At 60.8% G+C, this 21098-nt stretch carries 19 protein-coding genes; 13 read left to right on the top strand and 6 right to left on the bottom strand.

Annotated elements, in window-relative coordinates; translation table 11 throughout:
• Positions 1 to 31 precede the first annotated feature (31 nt).
• Entirely contained in the window at positions 32 to 439 is a 408-nt protein-coding gene (locus BT199_RS13915; protein ID WP_003236026.1) for an RNA-binding S4 domain-containing protein, read from the bottom strand.
• Positions 440 to 555: 116 nt separating this feature from the next.
• Between BT199_RS13915 and BT199_RS13910 the strand changes: the two genes are divergently transcribed.
• The 3 genes from BT199_RS13910 to rimK are packed head-to-tail and all read left to right on the top strand — an operon-like array spanning position 556 to position 2733.
• A complete protein-coding gene (locus BT199_RS13910; protein ID WP_014716474.1) occupies positions 556 to 1335 on the top strand; it encodes a S6 modification regulatory phosphodiesterase RimA in 780 nt (259 codons plus the stop codon).
• A gap of 46 nt (positions 1336 to 1381) precedes the next feature.
• Complete coding sequence (locus BT199_RS13905; protein ID WP_169856571.1) at positions 1382 to 1831, top strand: retropepsin-like aspartic endopeptidase RimB; 450 nt, start codon at positions 1382 to 1384, stop codon at positions 1829 to 1831.
• Positions 1828 to 2733, top strand: coding sequence for a 30S ribosomal protein S6--L-glutamate ligase (rimK, locus tag BT199_RS13900; RefSeq protein WP_003187674.1), 906 nt, complete (start codon positions 1828 to 1830; stop codon positions 2731 to 2733). Before BT199_RS13905 ends, rimK begins: the two co-directional genes overlap by 4 nt.
• A gap of 140 nt (positions 2734 to 2873) precedes the next feature.
• Here rimK and BT199_RS13895 read toward each other — a convergent pair whose 3' ends face one another.
• Positions 2874 to 4187 (bottom strand): ATP-binding protein, encoded by a 1314-nt coding sequence (locus tag BT199_RS13895; RefSeq protein WP_014716473.1) that lies wholly within the window; start codon positions 4185 to 4187, stop codon positions 2874 to 2876.
• Between the two features lie 117 nt (positions 4188 to 4304).
• Positions 4305 to 5045 (bottom strand): osmolarity response regulator transcription factor OmpR, encoded by a 741-nt coding sequence (gene ompR / locus BT199_RS13890; protein WP_003187669.1) that lies wholly within the window; start codon positions 5043 to 5045, stop codon positions 4305 to 4307.
• A gap of 357 nt (positions 5046 to 5402) precedes the next feature.
• On the opposite strand from ompR, the gene BT199_RS13885 reads away from it, so the two are divergent.
• The 7 genes from BT199_RS13885 (at position 5403) to tauD (ending at position 13611) form a co-directional block, all read left to right on the top strand.
• Entirely contained in the window at positions 5403 to 7727 is a 2325-nt protein-coding gene (locus tag BT199_RS13885) for a Tex family protein (RefSeq protein ID WP_014716472.1), read from the top strand.
• On the top strand, positions 7727 to 8110 hold the full coding sequence (locus BT199_RS13880) for a PaaI family thioesterase (protein WP_014716471.1): 384 nt from the start codon (positions 7727 to 7729) through the stop codon (positions 8108 to 8110). The genes BT199_RS13885 and BT199_RS13880 overlap by 1 nt, the downstream gene beginning before the upstream one ends.
• Positions 8111 to 8324: 214 nt before the next feature.
• On the top strand, positions 8325 to 9908 hold the full coding sequence (gene gshA / locus BT199_RS13875) for a glutamate--cysteine ligase (RefSeq protein ID WP_072434719.1): 1584 nt from the start codon (positions 8325 to 8327) through the stop codon (positions 9906 to 9908).
• Positions 9909 to 10152: 244 nt separating this feature from the next.
• Positions 10153 to 11130, top strand: a complete 978-nt coding sequence (tauA, locus tag BT199_RS13870; RefSeq protein ID WP_072434718.1) for a taurine ABC transporter substrate-binding protein — start codon at positions 10153 to 10155, stop codon at positions 11128 to 11130.
• A 17-nt stretch (positions 11131 to 11147) separates the two neighbouring features.
• A complete protein-coding gene (gene tauB, locus BT199_RS13865; RefSeq protein WP_014716468.1) occupies positions 11148 to 11927 on the top strand; it encodes a taurine ABC transporter ATP-binding subunit in 780 nt (259 codons plus the stop codon).
• On the top strand, positions 11924 to 12760 hold the full coding sequence (gene tauC / locus BT199_RS13860; protein WP_014716467.1) for a taurine ABC transporter permease TauC: 837 nt from the start codon (positions 11924 to 11926) through the stop codon (positions 12758 to 12760). Before tauB ends, tauC begins: the two co-directional genes overlap by 4 nt.
• Positions 12761 to 12774: 14 nt before the next feature.
• Entirely contained in the window at positions 12775 to 13611 is an 837-nt protein-coding gene (gene tauD / locus BT199_RS13855; RefSeq protein WP_072434717.1) for a taurine dioxygenase, read from the top strand.
• Positions 13612 to 13751: 140 nt separating this feature from the next.
• Here tauD and mgrA read toward each other — a convergent pair whose 3' ends face one another.
• The 3 genes from mgrA to epsC form a co-directional block, all read right to left on the bottom strand.
• Positions 13752 to 14789: an L-glyceraldehyde 3-phosphate reductase gene (gene mgrA, locus BT199_RS13850; protein WP_072434716.1), complete on the bottom strand. Its 1038-nt coding sequence runs from the start codon at positions 14787 to 14789 to the stop codon at positions 13752 to 13754.
• Positions 14790 to 14916: 127 nt separating this feature from the next.
• Positions 14917 to 16878, bottom strand: coding sequence for a choline transporter BetT (gene betT, locus BT199_RS13845; RefSeq protein ID WP_169856569.1), 1962 nt, complete (start codon positions 16876 to 16878; stop codon positions 14917 to 14919).
• Between the two features lie 399 nt (positions 16879 to 17277).
• Positions 17278 to 18204: a serine O-acetyltransferase EpsC gene (gene epsC, locus BT199_RS13840; protein ID WP_014716464.1), complete on the bottom strand. Its 927-nt coding sequence runs from the start codon at positions 18202 to 18204 to the stop codon at positions 17278 to 17280.
• A gap of 166 nt (positions 18205 to 18370) precedes the next feature.
• Here epsC and BT199_RS13835 point away from each other — a divergent pair, with 166 nt between their 5' ends.
• From BT199_RS13835 to tcyL, 3 genes are all read left to right on the top strand, one after another.
• Positions 18371 to 19366, top strand: a complete 996-nt coding sequence (locus tag BT199_RS13835; protein ID WP_014716463.1) for a D-cysteine desulfhydrase — start codon at positions 18371 to 18373, stop codon at positions 19364 to 19366.
• Positions 19367 to 19638: 272 nt separating this feature from the next.
• Positions 19639 to 20433, top strand: coding sequence for a cystine ABC transporter substrate-binding protein (gene tcyJ, locus BT199_RS13830; RefSeq protein WP_014716462.1), 795 nt, complete (start codon positions 19639 to 19641; stop codon positions 20431 to 20433).
• Positions 20433 to 21098 (top strand): cystine ABC transporter permease, encoded by a 666-nt coding sequence (tcyL, locus tag BT199_RS13825; RefSeq protein WP_003187646.1) that lies wholly within the window; start codon positions 20433 to 20435, stop codon positions 21096 to 21098. Before tcyJ ends, tcyL begins: the two co-directional genes overlap by 1 nt.

The raw sequence follows: 21098 nt of genomic DNA, 5'->3' as shown, positions 1-21098 counted from the left end.
TTGATCGAGTGTGCATGGGCGACTCGTGCAATCAATCGTCATTGCCGCTGCCGCGAAATTTGAATAGATCGCGGCGCTGCTTCTTGCTCGGCTTGCCGTCAGTGGTCAGGCCTGAAGCACCTGCTTTGCGCATGGCTGCAGCGTTTTCGCGCTTGGCGATGCTGGCTTCGGTCTCGGCATACAGTGCCTGCGCTTCAGGCGCGCCGCGGCGTACGATGGAAAGTGCCTGCACCACGATGGTTTTTTCATCAAACCCTGTACGAATCTGAAACTCGTCGCCGACGCGCGGCTCCTTGCCCGGTTTGCAGCGCTCGCCGCGATGATGCACCTTGCCGCTCTCGATAGCGGCCTTGGCCAGAGCGCGGGTCTTATAGAACCGCGCTGCCCACAACCACTTGTCCAGCCGGACCTTCTCTTCCTCTTCCTGCTTTTGAGCCACTTGAATTCCTCGCTCTGAAAAATGTCGCAACTTTACCGTTGAAACCCTTCGACGCATAAACCCCAAGGCTCACCTAAGATACGCCAGGTAGCACCCTGTTTTCGCGAGGATACGCCGTGACCGACTTTCCCCTTTCACTCACCTCGCCCAACCAGCGGTGCGTGGGTTGCCAGCAAAGCGAGCCTCTGGGGTTCGATTTTGCGTTCGCCTACCAGCCTATCGTAGACCTGCGTGACCATTCGATCTTCGCCAACGAAGCCTTGGTGCGCGGTCCCCTGGGAGAAGGCGCGCTGTCGGTGCTGGCTCAGGTCAACGAAACCAATCGCTACCGCTTCGACCAGCGTTGCCGGACCAAGGCCATCGCCGGTGCCGCGGCCCTGGGCATGCAGACTCACCTTTCCATCAACTTCATGCCCAATGCGGTATATCGCCCGGAACTGTGTATCCGCAGCACTCTAGAGGCCGCCCGAGCGCACAATTTCCCGCTGGACCGGCTGATTTTCGAGACTCTGGAAAGCGAGCACGTAGATAACTATCGCCATTTGACGAATATTCTGCGTGAATACCGCGAATTCGGCTTCAAGACCGCCATCGACGATTTCGGCGCGGGCTATTCGGGGCTGAACCTGCTGGCCGATTTCCAACCTGACTTGATCAAGCTCGACATGGCGCTGATTCGCGATGTCGACCAGGATCGTGTCCGCCAGGTCATCGTCCGAGGGATTGTCACAATCTGTGAGCAGTTGGGGGTTACTGTCATCGCCGAAGGCATCGAAAGTGCCGGCGAGCGCGACTTCCTGTCCGACTGCGGAATATTTCTGATGCAGGGCTTCTGGTTCGCCAAGCCTGCATTCAAAGCGTTGGCTGAGGTATCTCCTCAAGCCTGGGCGAATTGACCGGTTAACCATATTGAAGACATTTGACCATTTGACCGTTGTGGGTCTGCGTGAGTGGGTGGCACTTCCCGACTTGGGAGTCGCAGGCCTGCGCGCGAAGATCGACACCGGTGCCAGTACCTCAAGCCTGCACGCCACCGATATCGAGCCCTTTGAGCGCGACGGTGAAAAGTGGGTGCGTTTTACCGCGCACCTGGGCAGCGTGGTGCAACTGCGTCACCGGCGCTGTGAAGCGCCCCTGGTGACGATGAAAACCATCAAGAGCTCCAACGGCCATGCGCAGGTGCGCTACGTGATCAGCACCACCCTGGCCCTGGGTGATCGGGTATGGCGGGTGGAGTTCACCCTCGCCTGTCGCAAAGCCATGCGTTACCGCCTGCTGCTGGGCTCCAAGGCGCTGATTGACGGCCAGCTGGTGGTCAATCCGGGCCTCAAGTACGTTCAAGACAAGCCGGTGTTCCCGGTCTCCACTATTTCTGCCCCAGGTGCTGCATGAAGATTGCTGTGCTGTCGCGAAACCCGCGTCTGTATTCTACCCGCCGCCTGGTCGAGGCCGGCACTGAACGTGGCCATGAAATGGTGGTGATCGACACGTTGCGTGCCTACATGAACATTGCCAGCCACAAGCCGCAGATCCACTACCGGGGCAAGCCCCTGGAAGGCTTTGATGCGGTGATCCCGCGTATCGGCGCTTCTGTGACGTTCTATGGCTGCGCGGTATTGCGCCAGTTTGAAATGATGGGGGTGTTTCCGCTGAATGAATCCGTGGCCATTGCACGCTCGCGGGACAAGCTGCGCTCCCTGCAACTGCTGTCGCGCCGGGGCATCGGCCTGCCGGTCACCGGTTTTGCCCACTCCCCGGATGACATTCCCGACCTGATCGAGATGGTCAATGGCGCACCGCTGGTGATCAAGGTGCTGGAAGGCACCCAGGGCATCGGCGTGGTGCTGTGTGAAACAGCAACGGCAGCGGAGTCGGTGATTGAGGCGTTCATGGGCCTCAAGCAGAACATCATGGTGCAGGAATACATCAAGGAAGCTGGCGGCGCGGACATTCGCTGCTTCGTGGTAGGCGACAAGGTGATTGCGGCGATGAAGCGCCAGGCGAAGCCCGGTGAGTTCCGCTCCAACCTTCACCGTGGTGGCAGCGCCAGCCTGATCAAGATCACCCCGGAAGAACGCATGACCGCGCTACGGGCAGCCAAGGTGATGGGGCTGAGCGTGGCGGGTGTGGACATCCTGCGCTCCAACCATGGCCCCTTGGTGATGGAAGTAAACTCATCGCCGGGCCTGGAAGGAATCGAGACCACCACCGGTAAGGATGTGGCAGGGATCATCATTCAGCATCTGGAAAAGAATGGCGGGCCGAATATGACTCGGACCAAGGGAAAGGGCTGAATACCCACATCTGCCACACGCCGCAAACCACTGTGGGAGCTGGCTTGCCTGCGATGACGCCGGTACATTCAACATCGTCGTTGAATGAACTACCGCTATCGCAGGCAAGCCAGCTCCCACATTTGCATTCATATTGCTTGTTAGACGGCGTCTCTAGGCAGCATCAACCCCAACGGCAGCCGCACCCGCGCCTCCAACCCGCCGCCTTCCCGGTTGCGCAACTCAACATTGCCGCCATGCATCGACGCAATCCGCCGCACAATCGCCAACCCCAACCCGGTGCCCTTGCCTCCTCGGGCTCGGTCGCCACGGGTGAAGGGGTTGAAGATACCTTCCAGTTCCGCCGGGTCGATTCCTGTGCCACGGTCCATCACGCTCAGCACCACGTAAGGTGCGGCACTGTCGCCAGAAACGTACGCCGCCACTTCCACATCGGAACCAGCATGGTGCAAGGCGTTGCCAATCAAGTTGTTCAGCAGGCGCTTCATCGACACCCGGCGTAATGCGAACGGCTGGATCGGCTCCAGGCGCGTGCGCACCTGCTCACCGTTCTGGTTATAGGGCGCAACCACCTCACGCACGAGCTCCGTGAGGTCGACCTCCTCGACCACCTCATCCCGCCCGTCGCGGATGAACGCCAGGAACTGGTCCAGGATGGCGTCCATGTCTTCGATGTCGCGCACCATGTCATCGGTGAGGTCGGTATGGTCACCCATCAATTCCAGGGACAAACGCAATCGCGTCAGCGGCGTGCGCAAGTCATGGGACACCCCCGCCAGCATCAACTCGCGTTCGCGCCCGGCCTGTTCGACGTCTTCTGCCATCTGGTTGAATGCGCCGTACACCTCGGTCATCTCACTGGGCGTGTCGCTGACCGGCAGACGCACACTACGCCCCTGGCCCAGTTGGCGAGCGGCAAACACCAGGCGCTTGAGGGGTTGGTTGAGCTGGCGGACGAAGATCCACGCCGACGCCGTTGAGAGCAAGCCAATGGCCAGGAACCAACCCAACACGTTCCAGATTTTTTGCCCACGCAGCGGGTGCGGATAAAGCGGAACCTTGATCCACGCATCCCCCAGGCTTGGCGCTCGCACCCACAACGCAGGCGAAACATGCATACGAAGCCGCACCTCGGTATCGGCGCCCAATTCGGCCTGCATCTGGCGCTGGTAAATCTCGCTGTAGGGCCAATGTTGCTCGCCTTCAGGCACACCGGCGCCGTCAACTCGAGTGAGGGTCGATGCCTTGGCTACCTTTTCGCGGTTCTCAGGGTCTACCGCCCAATAACCACGCAATGTCAGGGCGACGCCATGGCTGTACTGCCGATCCACCAGCACGTCTTCGTTCATCAGCAGATAAACCAACGTGAGTGCCTTGGAAAACAGAACGACAATAAGCACCAGCCAGAGGGTGCGGGAGAAGAAACTTTGCGGGAACCACAGCGGGGTTTTCATAGATGAAAGCTGCACACCTTGCAGGAACGAGCGGTGCTCGCAGAATTGCAGACGCCGGGCATCCCGTCGACCCTCATGGGGTCAAACGCCAGGATACCCGCCCCTGCAAATCATCGGTCACTTGGTTGCGGTGCCATCCGGCACAAACACATAACCCACACCCCACACCGTCTGGATATACCGCGGCTTGGACGGGTCTGGCTCGATCATCCGGCGCAGTCGGGAAATCTGCACGTCGATGGAGCGCTCCAGTGCGTCCCATTCCCGGCCACGGGCCAGGTTCATCAGTTTGTCACGGGTCAGCGGCTGGCGAGCGTTCATGACCAAGGCCTTGAGCACTGCGAATTCACCCGTGGTGAGCATGTGCACTTCTTCACCGCGCTTGAGCTCACGGGTGGCCAGCGACAGTTCGTAGTCGCCAAAGGTGACGCTTTCGTCTTCGCTGCCCGGTGCGCCCGGTACCGCCGGTGCCTGGCGACGCAATACGGCCTTGACCCGCGCCATCAGCTCATCGGGGTTGAAAGGCTTGGCCAGGTAGTCATCAGCCCCCAGTTCCAGGCCCTTGATACGGCTCAGTTCATCGCCCTTGGCGGTGAGCATGATGATCGGGATCTGGTTGTTAGCACCGCGCAGGCGTTTACAGGCAGTAAGGCCGTCTTCGCCGGGCAGCATCAGGTCGAGTACGACCAGGTTGAAGACTTCACGCCCTAACAGACGATCCATCTGCTCGGTGTTCGGCACCGCCCGGGCACGATAGCCCTTGGAGTTGAAAAAACGCTCCAGCAGGCTGCTCAGCCCCGGATCGTCATCAACGATGAGAATTTTTTCGCCTTCAGCAGTTTGTGCGGTGCTGCTCATTGGATGCTCCTCTTATCTCGGCGCGCATTATGGCGTAGCTGCCGTTATACGCACCGTGTGCATTGTTAGCAGATTTTTCATCTACTGCCAGCGAACCCGCGCCCTACAAGCTGCGGCGCAGTAGCCCCCAAGGGCGGAACGCTGGTTATAATGCGGCGCCTCCGTGCAGGGCAACGTCAGATCGTTACCGTTTGCTGCCGGGCTTTTTTTACCCGCTTGTCGTGACTTTTTCGATTTCGAGGGTCAATAGCCAGCCTCTTGACCCAGGCAGCGGCGCCAGTCGGGCCGCTCAACCAGCCTCGCCGAGCCTTGTTTTTACGGGCCGGCGCGCTGATTTTAAGAATTTCAGGTGGTTTTATGGACAGCATCAACAGCCGCATCGCCGAGGAACTCGGTGTACGCCCACAACAGGTCGAAGCGGCCGTCGCTCTACTGGATGAAGGCTCCACCGTGCCCTTCATCGCCCGTTACCGAAAAGAAGTAACCGGCAGCCTCGACGACACCCAACTGCGTCACCTGGAAGAGCGCCTGCGCTACCTGCGAGAACTCGACGAACGGCGTATCAGCATCCTCGCCAGCATCGAGGAACAGGGCAAGTTGACTCCTCAACTGGAACGCGACATCAAACTCGCGGATACCAAGACCCGCCTCGAAGACCTTTACCTGCCATACAAACAGAAACGTCGTACAAAGGGCCAGATCGCCCTGGAAGCCGGCCTGGGTGATTTGGCCGACGGCCTGTTCAACGACCCATCGCTGACCCCGGAAACCGAAGCCGCGCGCTTCATCGACGCGGAAAAAGGCGTCGCCGACGTCAAGGCCGCCCTCGAGGGCGCCAAGTACATCCTGATGGAGCGCTTTGCCGAAAACGCCAGCCTCCTGGAAAAACTGCGTACCTACCTCAAGCAAGAAGCCATCCTCAGCGCCCGCGTTATCGCCGGCAAAGAGGAAGAAGGCGCCAAGTTCCGCGACTATTTCGAACATGACGAGCCGCTCAAAAGCATGCCGTCCCACCGCGCCCTGGCGATTTTCCGCGGCCGCAACGAAGGCATTCTCAGCTCCGCGTTGAAAGTCGGTGACGAGTTGCCGGGCACCATGCACCCGTGCGAAGGCATGATTGGTCAACAATTCGGCATCCAGAACCAGAACCGCCCGGCGGACAAGTGGCTCGGCGAAGTGGTGCGCTGGACCTGGAAGGTCAAGCTTTACACCCATCTGGAAACCGACCTGCTGGGCGAGCTGCGCGACGGCGCCGAAACCGAGGCGATCAACGTGTTCGCCCACAACCTGCACGATCTGCTGTTGGCCGCACCGGCCGGCCCGCGTGCCACCCTGGGCCTCGACCCGGGCCTGCGCACTGGTTGCAAGGTCGCGGTGGTCGACGCCACCGGCAAGCTGCTGGACCACGCCACCGTGTACCCACACGTACCGCACAACAAGTGGGACCAGACCCTCGCGATCCTGGCCGCCCTGTGCGCCAAGCATGCGGTGGACCTGATCGCCATCGGCAACGGCACCGCCAGCCGCGAAACCGACAAGCTGGCCGCCGAGCTGATCAAAAAATACCCAGCCATGAAGATGACCAAGGTCATGGTCTCCGAAGCAGGCGCTTCGGTGTACTCGGCGTCGGAGCTGGCCTCCAAGGAATTCCCGGACCTCGATGTGTCGATCCGTGGCGCGGTGTCCATCGCCCGTCGCCTGCAAGACCCGCTGGCCGAACTGGTGAAGATCGACCCTAAATCCATCGGCGTCGGCCAGTACCAGCACGACGTGTCGCAGCTGAAACTGGCACGCGGCCTGGATGCGGTGGTGGAAGACTGCGTAAACGCCGTGGGCGTGGATGTGAACACCGCGTCCGTGGCCCTGCTGGCGCGAATCTCCGGCCTCAACGCCACCCTGGCGCAGAACATCGTCAGCCATCGCGACGAAAATGGCGCGTTCAAAACCCGTGCTGCACTGAAAAAAGTCGCACGCCTGGGTGAAAAAACTTTTGAACAGGCTGCTGGTTTCTTACGCGTAATGAACGGTGACAACCCGCTGGACGCCTCTGCGGTTCACCCGGAAGCTTACCCATTGGTGCAACGCATTGCCGCCGAGACCGACCGCGATATCCGTTCGTTGATCGGTGATGCCGCGTTCCTCAAGCGCCTGGACCCCAAGAAGTACACCGACGAGACCTTCGGTGTGCCGACTATCACCGATATCCTGCAAGAACTGGAGAAACCGGGTCGCGACCCGCGCCCGGAGTTCAAGACCGCCGAGTTCCAGGACGGCGTCGAAGACCTCAAGGACCTGCAACCGGGCATGATCCTCGAAGGCGTGGTGACTAACGTGACCAACTTCGGCGCATTCGTGGACATCGGCGTGCATCAGGACGGCTTGGTGCACATCTCCGCGCTTTCGGAGAAGTTCATCAAGGACCCACGTGAGGCAGTCAAAGCTGGTGACGTGGTCAAGGTCAAGGTCATGGAAGTCGACATCCCGCGCAAACGCGTCGGCCTGTCGATGCGCATGAGCGACACCCCCGGGGAGAAAATCGACGGCGCACGTGGTGCTCGCCCCGGTTCGGCGCCGCGCCAGTCGCAGAACAACGCGCCGCGCAAGGAAACCGCGACTGCCGCGCCCAGCAACAACGCCATGGCGTCGCTGTTTGCCAACGCTAAACAGCTGAAGAAGCGTTGATGGAGATTCCGGCCGGTTTGACCCAGAGCGCATTCAGCGAACTGATCGGCTGCCGCCTGCAACGCCTGGAAGAAGGCGTTGCCGAGGTGGCCCTGACCCTGGAGCCGCACCTGCGCAACCGCGCGGGCAAGCTCCATGGCGGGGCGATTTTCAGCCTGGTGGATATAACCATGGGCCTGGCGTGTTCCAGCGCCCACGGTTTCGACCAGCAGAGCGCCACCATCGAATGCAAGATCAACTATATTCGCGCCGTGGAAGACGGTGATGTCCTGTGCACCAGCCGGGTGATCCACACCGGTCGCCGCACCCTGGTGGTCGAGGCCGACGTGTACCAAGGCGAAAGACTTGTCGCAAAAGCACAGGGCACGTTCGCTGTCCTATAGCTCCCCACCCCCGATTTGAGTTAATTTCGGCGCTGCGATAACAGCGTCGGAATTTTCTCGCTGCGCTGTAGCCCAATTCATGGAGTGAAGTCGGCAAATTCAGAGCGGGTCAAATCGACTCAAAACCAGGCGATCACGCCAGTTTCCACTTCACCCTTGTAGACCGTCCTGCCCACCCCCATATTGGGGCGACTGACGCGTGAAGGAATCCAACTTGAGCGAACTTCTCAACCGCCGCCTGGCCCTGCTCGGCAAGCGCGAACACCTCTCCCTGCTAGAGCAATGCTTGCACGGCATCGAGCGCGAATGCCTGCGCGTCACCAGTGAGGGTCGCCTGGCGCAAACGCCACACCCCGAAGCATTGGGCGCCGCGTTGACCAACGAACAGATCACCACCGACTACTCGGAATCGCTGCTGGAGTTCATCACCCCAGCCCTGCCGAACCCGGCCGATACCCTGAGCAGCCTGGACAAGATCCATCGCTTTGCCTACACCAAGCTGGGCAGCGAATACCTGTGGAGCCCCTCGATGCCGTGCCCGTTGCCGGCCGAGGAAGATATTCCGATTGCCTACTACGGCACCTCCAACATCGGCCAGCTCAAGTACGTGTACCGCAAGGGCCTGGCCCTGCGTTACGGCAAGACCATGCAGTGCATCGCCGGCATCCACTACAACTTTTCCCTGCCGGAAGCGTTGTGGCCGTTGCTCAAGGAAACAGAGGGGTTTGTCGGCACCGACCGTGACTATCAATCCACGGCCTACATCGCGCTGATCCGTAATTTCCGTCGTTACAGCTGGCTGTTGATGTACCTGTTCGGTGCCTCGCCCGCCCTGGATGCCGGCTTCCTGCGGGGGCGCTCGCATCAGCTTGAAGTCCTGGATGCCGACACCCTGTACCTGCCCTACGCCACCAGCCTGCGCATGAGCGACCTGGGTTACCAGAGCAACGCCCAGGCCGGTCTGACGCCGTGCTACAACGACTTGGCCAGCTACACCGACAGCCTGCGCGAAGCGGTGGCAACACCCTACGCGCCGTACGTTGAAGTCGGCACGCACAAGGATGGCGAGTGGGTGCAGCTCAATACCAACATCCTGCAGATCGAAAACGAGTACTACTCCAACATCCGTCCCAAGCGCGTGACCTACACCGGCGAGCGGCCGATCCAGGCGTTGATGGCCCGCGGCATCCAGTACATCGAAGTACGCTGCCTGGACATCAACCCGTTCTTGCCGATGGGTATCGATCTGCCGGAATCACGGTTCCTCGACGCATTCCTGCTGTACTGCGCACTGAACGACAGCCCACTGTTCGCCAACAACGAGTGCGGCAACGCCACCTCCAACTTCCTCAGCGTGGTCAAGGAAGGTCGCCGTCCTGGCCTGCAATTGCAGCGTGACGGCCAGCCGGTGGACATGAAGGAGTGGGCGGCCGAGTTGCTGGAGAAGATAGGCCCGCTGGCCGCCCTGCTCGATCAGAGCCACGGCATCACCGAACACAGCGAGGCACTGGACGCCCAGTTGGCCAAGGTCAAGGACCCGTCCCTGACACCGTCGGCTCAGGTGTTGGCAGCCATGGCTGAGCGCAAGGAAAGCTTTGCGCAGTTCTCTCTGCATCAAAGCGAAGTGCATGCCGAGTACTTCCGCAAGGAGCCTTTGGCGCCTGAGGAACAAGCGCACTTTGAAGAACTGGCCCGTGCCTCGCTGGCGCAGCAGGCGGAGCTGGAACAGAACGAAGTGGGCGATTTCGATGTGTTTGTCGGCTCGTACCAGGCAAGCATCCTGGCCATCAGCAACTAACCTCAGGCTCGCTCCCCTGTGGCAGCTGGCTTGCCTGCAATATCGGTGGGTCAGCAACCCACCTGTTGACAGATACACCGCTATCGCAGGCAAGCCAGCGCCCACATTATTTTTGCCAGCCTGAAAACAGGCTTCGCCATTTCCTCTCATAAGCTAATTCGAAAAAGTTATTTATTTTCGAATTCTTAGATCATTTAGTCTCCTCTCACGCCGACCCTCGGCCGCCTGATTGAGGAGCTTCCCCTTGAAACTGTTGACCCCTCTGCGCCTGTTGGCCGCATTGTCCCTGGCCGGTGCCAGCCTGTGTGCCCAGGCGGCGGATGTGACCATTGCGTACCAGACCACCGTGGACCCGGCCAAAGTCGCCCAAGCCGACGGCGCCTATGAAAAAGCCACCAACGCCAAGATCGACTGGCGCAAATTCGACAATGGCGCCGACATCATCGCCGCCATCGCCTCGGGCGACGTGCAGATCGGCTACCTCGGTTCCAGCCCGCTGACCGCCGCAATAACCCGCAAAGTCCCGGTGCAAACCTTCCTCGTCGCCACCCAGATCGGCGGCGCCGAAGCCCTGGTGGCGCGTAACGGCTCGGGGATCAACAGCCCGCAGGACCTGGTCGGCAAAAAAATCGCTGTGCCCTTCGTTTCCACCGGCCACTACAGCCTGCTCGCTGCCCTGAAACACTGGAACATCGACCCGGCCAAAGTCACCATCCTCAACCTCGCCCCGCCCGCCATCATCGCCGCCTGGAAGCGCGGTGATATCGACGCCACCTACGTGTGGGACCCGGCCCTGGGCGTGGCCAAAGAAACCGGCAAGGTGCTGATCACCTCCGGCGAACTGGCCAAGTTCGGCGCGCCGACGTTCGATGCCTGGATCGTGCGCAAGGATTTTGCCGAGAAGCACCCAGAGATCGTCACCGCCTTTGCCAAGGTCACTCTGGATGCCTACGCCGCCTACCGCAAAGACCCACAAGCCTGGCTTGCCGATACCGGCAACGTCGACAAACTGGTGAAACTCTCCGGCGCCAAGGCCAGCGATATCCCGTTGCTGCTGCAAGGCAACGTCTACCCGTTGGCCGCCGACCAGGTAACCCTGTTGGGAGCGCCAACCACCAAGGCCGTCACCGACACCGCTGCGTTCCTCAAGGAACAAGGCAAGGTCGAGGCCGTGCTGCCCGACTACGCCCCTTACGTCAGCGCCAAGTTCATTACCAACTGACCCAGGAGTTCACTGCGATGGCCTTGCTACAACTGGAGCGCATCAGCGCACAGTACCCAGGCGCCCCGGAACCGGTACTGTCCGATATTTCACTGGAGCTTGGGCCCCAGCAACTGCTGGTTGCCCTGGGCCCGTCCGGCAGTGGCAAGACGTCGTTGTTGAACCTGATTGCCGGCTTTGTCGAGCCGTCTGCCGGGCGTATCACCCTCGATGGCGTGCCGGTCAAGGGCCCCAGCGCCGAGCGCGGCGTGGTGTTCCAGGACGACGCCCTGCTGCCCTGGCAGGACGTGCTGGCCAACGTCGCCTTCGGCCTGGAACTGGCCGGCGTGCCCAAGGCGCAGCGCGAAGTGCGCGCCCGCGAAATGCTCGCGCTGGTGGACCTGGCCGGTTTCGACAGCCGGCGCATCTGGCAGCTCTCGGGCGGCCAGAAACAGCGCGTCGGCCTGGCGCGTGCGCTGGCGGCCGACCCGCGTGTACTGCTGATGGACGAACCCTTCGGCGCGCTGGATGCCTTTACCCGCGAACAAATGCAGGAGTTGCTGCTGCAAGTGTGGCGGCGCACGGCCAAGCCGGTATTCCTGATTACCCATGACATTGAAGAGGCGGTGTTTCTGGCCACGGACCTGATCCTGCTGGCGCCTAACCCCGGCCAGATCGTCGAACGCCTGCAGCTGGATTTCGGCCAACGTTACGCCGCCGGTGAATCAGCCCGCGCAATCAAGTCCGACCCGCGCTTTATCGAAACCCGTGAACATGTGCTGGGCAAAGTCTTCTCCCAACGGCAGGTGTACGCATGAGCAGCTACGAACTTCCCGCCACGGCCAGCAAGGCGGTGGCACCTGTCGTTATTCCGGTACGCCGCAGCCTGAGCACGCGCTGGATCAGCGTGCTGACCCTGGTGGCCTTGCTCGCCCTCTGGTGGGCCGTCACCGCCACCGGTTTGATCGAACCTCTGTTCCTGCCGCCACCATCGGCAGTGTTGCAAAAAGGCTGGCTGCTGGCGACCACCGGCTACATGGATTCCACCTTGTGGCAGCACCTGGGCGCGAGCTTGAGCCGCATCGGCCTGGGCCTGGGCTTTGCGGTGCTGACCGCCGTGCCGGTGGGGATTGCCATCGGAGCCAACCGCATTGCCCGAGGCATTTTCGATCCGTTGATCGAGTTCTACCGGCCAATTCCGCCGCTGGCCTACCTGCCGCTGATCGTAATCTGGTGCGGCATTGGCGAGCTGTCCAAGGTGCTGCTGATTTACCTGGCGATTTTCGCCCCGATTGCCATCGCGACCGCAACCGGGGTGCGCACCGTCGACCCTGCCAAGCTGAGGGCCGCGCAGTCGCTGGGCGCAACCCGCGCACAACTGATTCGCCATGTGATCCTGCCCAGCGCCCTGCCCGACATCCTCACCGGTGTGCGTATCGGCCTGGGTGTGGGCTGGTCGACCCTGGTCGCCGCCGAGCTGATTGCCGCCACCAGCGGCCTGGGCTTCATGGTGCAGTCGGCGGCGCAGTTTCTGGTCACCGATGTGGTGGTTCTGGGCATCCTGGTCATCGCCCTGATCGCCTTCGCCATGGAAATGGGCCTGCGCGCCCTGCAGCGTAAATTAGTGCCCTGGCATGGCCAGGCACACTGAGTGAAGAATCCACAATGAGCAGCCTGACCGTTACCCCATTAAGCACCGCCCTGGGCGCCCAGATCAGTGGCGTCGACATCGCTCAGCCGCTGAACGCTGAACAGCGCGACGCCATTGAACAGGCGTTGCTCGACTATTCGGTGCTGTTCTTCCGTGACCAGCCGATCATCCCTGCGCAACAGGCACGGTTCGCGGCAAACTTTGGCGACCTGCACATCCATCCGATCTACCCCAACGTGCCGGAACAGCCCGAAGTGCTGATCCTCGACACCGCCGTCACGGATGTGCGTGATAACGCAGTGTGGCATACCGACGTGACCTTCCTGCCCACGCCGGCCCTGGGCGCTGTGCTCAGCGCCAAGCTGCTGCCAGCCTTCGGCGGCGATACCTTGTGGGCCAGTGGGATTGCGGCGTATGAGGCATTGTCCGAGCCGTTAAAGCGCATGCTCGATGGCCTCACCGCCACACACGATTTCACCAAGTCGTTCCCGCTGGAGCGCTTTGGCAACACCGCCGAAGACCTTGCGCGCTGGGAAGCGACCCGCAAGAAAAACCCGCCGCTATCGCACCCAGTCGTGCGCACGCATCCGGTGAGTGGGCGTAAATCGCTGTTCGTCAGCGACGGATTCACCACCCGAATCAATGAACTGGAACCGGCCGAAAGCGAGGCCATTCTCAAGCTGCTGTTCGCCCACGCCACCCGCCCGGAATTCACCATTCGCTGGCGCTGGCAGGAGAATGACGTGGCGTTCTGGGATAACCGCGTCACCCAGCATTACGCCGTGGATGACTACCGGCCGCAGCGGCGGGTGATGCACCGGGCGACGATTCTTGGGGATGTGCCGTTCTAACGCTTGGCGACAGATCGTTCCCACGCTCTGCGTGGGAACGCCTCCTGTGACGCTCTGCGTCACGACTTTAAAGCGGACGCCGAGCGTCCGGGGCTGCATTCCCACGCAGAGCGTGGGAACGATCAACCAGTGGTGTAAGGTTATTCAGCAGTGGACGGTTTTTCCCACAGGTTGATCCCACCTTCCTGCGCAAACCGATCAATCTCCGCCAGTTCTTGCGCACTGAACCTCAAGTTCTTCAACGCCCCGACGTTCTCGATAATCTGTTCCGGCCGGCTTGCGCCGATCAGCGCACTGGTTACCCGTGGATCACGTAATGTCCACGCCAACGCCAACTGGGCCAGGCTCTGGCCACGGCGCTTGGCGATTTCATTCAGGCCGCGTACATGGGCGATGTTGGCTTCGGACAGGTGCTGGGCCTGCAACGAGCCACCACCCGGACGGTTCACCCGCGCATCGGCCGGTACGCCGTTGAGGTATTTATCGGTCAACAAACCCTGGGCCAGCGGCGTAAAAGCGATCACCCCGGCGCCGAGTTCTTCAGTGGTCTCCAGCAGGTCTTTTTCCACCCAACGGTTGAGCAGGTTATAGGCCGGCTGGTGGATCAACAGCGGCACTTTCCACTCTTTGAGCAGCGCCGCCATTTCGCGGGTTTTTACCCCGGAGTAAGACGAGATACCGATGTACAACGCCTTGCCTTGCTGCACGGCGGTGGCAAGGGCGCTGGCGGTCTCTTCCAGCGGCGTATCGGGGTCGAAACGGTGCGAATAGAAGATATCCACATAATCGACGCCCAGGCGTTGCAGGCTCTGGTCCAGGCTGGCCAACACGTATTTGCGCGAACCACCACCCTGGCCGTAAGGACCGGGCCACATGTCCCAACCGGCTTTGCTGGAAATGATTAATTCGTCGCGGTAATGCTTGAAGTCTTCGCGCAGCAAACGGCCGAAGTTGATCTCGGCGCTGCCATAGGGCGGGCCGTAGTTGTTAGCCAGGTCGAAGTGGTTGATGCCCAGGTCGAACGCCGTGCGCAGCAACGCGCGCTGGGTGTCGATCGGGGTGCTGTCGCCAAAGTTGTGCCACAACCCCAGGGACAGGGCTGGTAGCACCAATCCACTGCGGCCTACGCGGCGATAGGGAATAGATTCATAGCGGTTTTCGGCAGCAATGTACGTCATCGAATCCTCTCTTGATCTAGGGCAAATAAGGCCCGGGAATAAGCATATTCCCGGGCCTTTTAAGCAGCTGAATCGCTTAAGTCTGCCTCTTCCTTTTACAGCAAAGACCTACTTGAGAGGAACGCTATCAGCGCACCATGTGCAAGAACTGCAGATGGCGCTCGTACTGGTCGAGGATGTCATTGATGATCTGCTCCTTGGTGTAGCCCACCAGGTCATAGTCCTGGCTGCCCTCACTCAAGTGCACTTCGGCCCGATAGTAGCGGCGGTTGTTGATCTCTTTCTTACCGATGCCGCCCAAGGCGAACGACGGCGTGAAGTAGCCACGCATCTGCACCTGGTAGATGAACGGACGTTCTTCGCCATGGCCGATTTCGAGGCTGACACTGTCGTTGGACGGGTCGGGCTGGGTCACCACCGTAAGGCCCTTCTCGACAAACACGGCGGTCACTTCTTCAATCGCGGGGCGCACCGTGGTGTCGAGGAAACGGTACACCTCGTCACGCGACGGAAAATGCACGGCCTGGCTCAAGCGCTGGCGCCAGCCGCCTCGGCCTTTGCGCGAAGCGGAGATCGGTGCCAGGGAATGCAACTGCGCGATCTGCTTTTGCGACTCCAGGTAGAACGCCTTGTGCAGCCCCCACATCATCAGCAGCAGGATCAGCGAGAACGGCAGCGAGGTCAGTACCACCGCAGACTTGAGCGAGTCGATACTGCCAGCGAACAGCAACGCACTGGTGACTAGGGCGGTCATCGCGCCCCAGAACACACGCAGCCACTTCGGCCCGTCTTCATCCGCGTTGCCGCCTTTGGACGAGAGGGTGGAGAGCACCACAGTGCCGGAGTCAGCCGAGGTCACGAAGAATACAAAGCTGATGAACACCGTGACCGCGATCACGGTCTTGCTCCACGGGTAGGTTTCCAGCAGCAGGTAGAGGCTCATCGATGGGTCATCGATAGCCGACTGGCCCAGTGCAGCCATGCCATGGTTGAGCACCTGGTCGATGGCGCTGTTACCGAAGATCGACATCCACGCCAGGGTGAAGCCCAGCGGAATCAGCAGCACGCCAAACACGAATTCGCGGATGGTACGGCCACGGGAAATGCGCGCGATAAACAGGCCCACGAACGGCGACCATGCGATCCACCAGGCCCAGTAGAACACCGTCCAGCCGCCCAGCCAGTCGCTCGGCTCGTTGTAGGCGTACACATCAAAACTCTTGGTGGGCAACGCGCCCAGATAGTCACCGATGTTCTGGATCAAGGTGTTGAGCAGGTGCTGGGTAGGCCCGGCGAACAACACGAACAGCAGCAGCGCACAGGCCAGCAGCATGTTGATGTCGGACATCACCCGCACGCCTTTGTCGACGCCGGCCACAGCCACGATGATCGCCGCGCCCATCATCAGGGTGATCAGGCCCACCTGGATCCACTGGGTATGGGCAATGCCAAACAGGTAGTCCAGGCCAGAGTTGAGGTGCAGTACGCCAAAGCCCATGTCGGCGCCCAGGCCGAACACCGTGGCAATGATGCCAAAGCCATCCACCGCATAACCGATAGGGCCATTGATGCGCTTGCCGATCAGCGGGTACAGCGCCGAGCGCAATGCCAGCGGCAGGTTATGCCGGTAGGCGAAATAGGCCAGGGCCATGCCGACAAACGCGAACACGCCCCAGCCATGCAGGCCCCAGTGCAGGAACAACACCTGCATGGCCTGGCGCGCCGCATCGGCGTTCATTGCTTCGCCCTGGGGCGGCTGCACCAGGTGCGTCAGCGGCTCCGAGACACAGAAGAAAAACAGCGTGATGCTGATCCCGGCGGCGAACAACATGCCGGCCCAGGACAGGTAACTGAATTCGGGCTCGTCGTGGTCGGCACCGAGTTTTATCTTGCCGTAGCCCGATAGCGCGGTGACCACCACGAAGACCAGATACAGGGTCATCGCCAGCATGTAGTACCAGCCGACCGTGTTGGCCGCCCAGTTTTGCGCCGCCAGCAGCCAGGCACCGGCCTGTTGCGGGATAGCGATGACCGTGATGCCAAACAGCAGGATGACGGTGGCGGCAAAATAGAAAACGGGCGCATTCATGCGCACCATGCCGCTGGAAGGGGTGGACGATGCACTCATGAACGATGCACCTCAAGGTTGCGGGATATGGCTGTAAAAAACGGACTCAGCAAAGGTAAGCCTCCTGTTGTGAGCGGGCAGCGAACCACCGGTTTAACTTGAACGAACGTTCAAGTTAAACATGAATAGGCGGTCTGGGACTAATCTCGGGGCTGAGTGGTAGGTGTTTCCTACACTAGCTCAGGGATTGGTATGACGCGTGGAGGAGACGAATCGTTCAGCAACCCGACGGTGAAATACATACGAAATGTGGGAGCTGGCTTGCCTGCGATAGCGCTGGGTCAGCCACCCATCTGTTGACTGATACACCGCTATCGCAGGCAAGCCAGCTCCCACACTGACCGGCGTTTGGCTCAGGTATTACTTCTGCGCCCCATCATCATGCTGCAAATTCGCCTGGGTGATATTCGCCCCGGCCGGCACGCTGCGGGTCAGCCACACATTGCCGCCAATGGTCGAACCCTGGCCAATGGTGATCCGCCCCAGGATCGTCGCCCCGGCGTAAATCACCACATCATCTTCAACAATAGGGTGACGCGGGTGGCCTTTCTGCAATTGCCCATCTTCATCCGCCGGAAAGCGTTTGGCGCCCAGTGTCACGGCCTGGTAGATGCGCACGCGCTCGCCGATGATCGCCGTCTCGCCAATCACCACGCCTGTGCCGTGATCGATAAAGAAACTCGGGCCGATCTGTGCGCCGGGGTGGATATCAATGCCGGTGGCCGAGTGGGCGATTTCTGCACTGATCCGCGCCAACAGCGGCAGGCCGGCACGGTACAGGTGATGGGCCAGGCGATGGTGGATCACCGCCAGGATGCCCGGGTAGCACAACAGCACCTCATCCACACTGCGTGCGGCCGGGTCGCCGTGGTAGGCGGCCAGTACGTCGGTGTCCAGCAGGCTGCGCAAGGATGGCAAGGCCAGGGCGAAATCCTGGATCAGGCGAATGGCGTGGGCGTTGACTTCGCTGTCGTCCTCACCGCTCTGGCGCGCGGCATAGCGTAACTCCAGGCGCGCCTGGGCGAGCAAGGCGTTGAGCGCGACGTCGAGGGTATGACCCACGTAGAAGTCTTCGCTTTCTTCGCGCAGGTCCGCCGGGCCCAGGCGCATCGGAAACAGGGCGCCGCACAAGGCCTCAAGAATCTGTGCCACCGCCTCGCGGGACGGCAACTCGCGGCCACCATGCTCGCCACTCAAGCGCCCATTGCGCGTTCGCCACTGGTCGCGGGCGCCGCGCAGCTGGCTGACGATGGTCTGCAATTGCCAATGACTGGAACGCTCACTCACGGTATTCACTCCTGACGAAATGGCCATCACTTTACGGTATGCACCCAGGCAGCTCTTAAGAACCAATGGTGTGAACATAAGAACCTTTCGTCATAAGCGATTGACGGTTGCCCGATGAAAAGTGCCTGCCTATAGTCCCCCCATCACTCAGCCACCGTGCGTACCCATGATCAAACAACAGCTCGACCGTTTTAACCGTCTGGAACTACTGGGCAGTGCCACGGCCCTGGAAAAACTCGAGCGGCTGTCGGCTTGGCTGGGCAGGGACATCTACGTCAAACGCGATGACACCACGCCGCTGGCCATGGGCGGCAACAAGCTGCGCAAACTCGAATACCTGGCCGCCGACGCCATCGCCCAGGGCGCCGATACCTTGGTCACCGCCGGCGCGATCCAGTCCAACCATGTGCGCCAGACCGCCGCGCTGGCTGCCAAGCTCGGCCTCGGCTGTGTTGCCCTGCTGGAGAATCCTACCGGCACCGACGACCCCAACTACCTGGGCAACGGCAATCGCCTGCTGCTGGAGTTGTTCGACGCCAAAGTGGAGTTGGTGGAAAACCTGGACAACGCCGACGACCAACTCAACGCCCTCGCCGACCGCCTGCGCAGTAACGGCAAGAAGCCGTACCTGGTGCCTATCGGCGGTTCCAATGCACTCGGCGCGCTGGGCTACGTGCGCGCCGGGCTGGAGTTGGCCGCGCAGATTGAAGACAGCGGCATTGAATTCGCCGCCGTGGTGCTTGCCTCTGGCAGTGCCGGCACCCACAGCGGCCTGGCCCTGGCCTTGAGCGAAGCACTGCCGCAATTGCCGGTGATCGGCATCACGGTGTCGCGTACCGAGCAAGCGCAATTGCCCAAGGTGCAGGGCTTGGCCGAGCGCACTGCCGAGTTGCTCGGCGTGGCTATTCCGCAAGCCTTCAAGGTCACCCTGTGGGACGAGTATTTCGGGCCGCGTTATGGCGAGCCAAACGCTGGCACCCTCTCGGCGATCAAACTTTTGGCCAGCCAGGAAGGTCTGTTGCTGGACCCGGTGTATACCGGCAAGGCCATGGCCGGTTTGCTGGACGGCATCGGGCGCCAGCGCTTTGAAGAGGGGCCGATCATTTTCCTGCATACCGGTGGCGCGCCGGCATTGTTTGCTTATGACTCAGTTTTCAACTGATTGAATACGGTCGATGTGGGAGCTGGCTTGCCTGCGATTGCGGTGGGTCAGCCAGAAACTTGGCACTGACACACTGCAATCGCAGGCAAGCCAACTCCCACACAAGCCGCGCATATTTCCAAAAAGAATATGAAATTGTATTTTTATTATTTTCAAGACTTAAAAACCCGCTTTATCATCGCGCCGAAGGCGAAGACGCGCTTCACACTTTAGGGCAGGATACGACTACCGCGTCACCTGCTTCGCTCACCATAAAAACACAGGGGCTCTCCATGACTATTTCCGCATTTCGTCGCACGCTGTTGGTTGGCACTTTGGGCCTGGCGCTTGGCGCTGGCTGGCTGGGCCAGGCGGTTGCCGGCGAGCAGTTGAACACCATCAAAAAGGCCGGCGAGATCAAGATCGGCCTGGAAGGCACCTACCCACCGTTCAGCTTTGTCGATGAAAGCGGCAAGCTCAGCGGTTTCGAAGTGGAATTGTCCGAGGCACTGGCCAAGGAGCTGGGCGTCAAGGTCAAGCTGCAAGCCACGCCATGGGACGGCATCCTTGCCGCGCTGGAATCCAAGCGCCTGGACGCCGTGGTCAACCAGGTGACCATCTCCGAAGAGCGTAAGAAAAAATACGATTTCTCCAAGCCTTACACCGTGTCCGGCATCCAGGCGCTGGTGCTGAAAAAGAACGTCGACTCGATCAAGAAAGCCGACGACCTGGCCGGCAAGAAAGTGGGTGTGGGCCTGGGCACCAACTACGAACAATGGCTCAAGGACAACCAGCCTAAAGCTATTATCAAGACCTACAACGACGACCCGACCAAGTTCCAGGACCTGCGCATCGGCCGCATCGACGCCATCCTGATCGACCGCCTGGCCGCGCTGGAATACGCCAAGAAGGCCCCCGACACCGCCGCTGCCGGCGACGCCTTCTCCCGTCAGGAATCCGGTATCGCCCTGCGCAAAGGCGAGCCTGAATTGCTCGACGCAGTCAACAAGGCTCTGGACAAACTGCGCGCCGACGGCACCTTGAAGACGCTGTCCGAGAAGTACTTCAACGCTGACGTCACTCAATAATGGAAGCAGGTTTCCAACTCGCGCTGGACTCCGCGCCCTTTCTGCTCAAGGGCGCGTACTACACGGTAATCCTCAGCCTCGGCGGGATGTTTTTCGGCCTGTTGCTGGGCTTCGGCCTGGCCTTGATGCGCCTCTCGCGCTTCAAGTTGCTGAGTTGGACGGCCCGGGTCTACGTGTCGTTCTTTCGTGGCACGCCGTTGCTGGTGCAGCTGTTCCTGATCTACTACGGCTTGCCGCAAGTGGGCATCGAGCTGGACCCTATCCCTGCTGCCATGATCGGCTTTTCGCTGAACATGGCTGCCTATGCGTGTGAAATCCTGCGGGCCGCCATCGCATCCATCGAGCGTGGCCAGTGGGAAGCTGCTGCCAGTATCGGCATGACCCGTGCGCAGACGTTGCGCCGGGCCATCCTGCCCCAGGCGATGCGCACGGCGTTGCCGCCTTTGGGCAACAGCTTTATTTCACTGGTCAAGGACACGGCGCTGGCCGCCACCATCCAGGTGCCCGAGCTGTTCCGCCAGGCCCAACTGGTGTCGGCGCGTACCTTCGAAATTTTCACCATGTATCTGTCCGCGGCCCTGATCTACTGGATCCTGGCGAGCATCCTGGCGCATCTGCAAAATCGTCTGGAAGACCGGGTCAACCGGCATGACCTGGAGTCTTGA

Origin of the sequence: Pseudomonas sp. NFR02 (genome assembly GCF_900119375.1) — a bacterium.
In the GTDB taxonomy this organism is placed as follows: domain Bacteria; phylum Pseudomonadota; class Gammaproteobacteria; order Pseudomonadales; family Pseudomonadaceae; genus Aquipseudomonas; species Aquipseudomonas paracarnis.
This window is presented reverse-complemented; position numbering and strand designations above follow the sequence as displayed.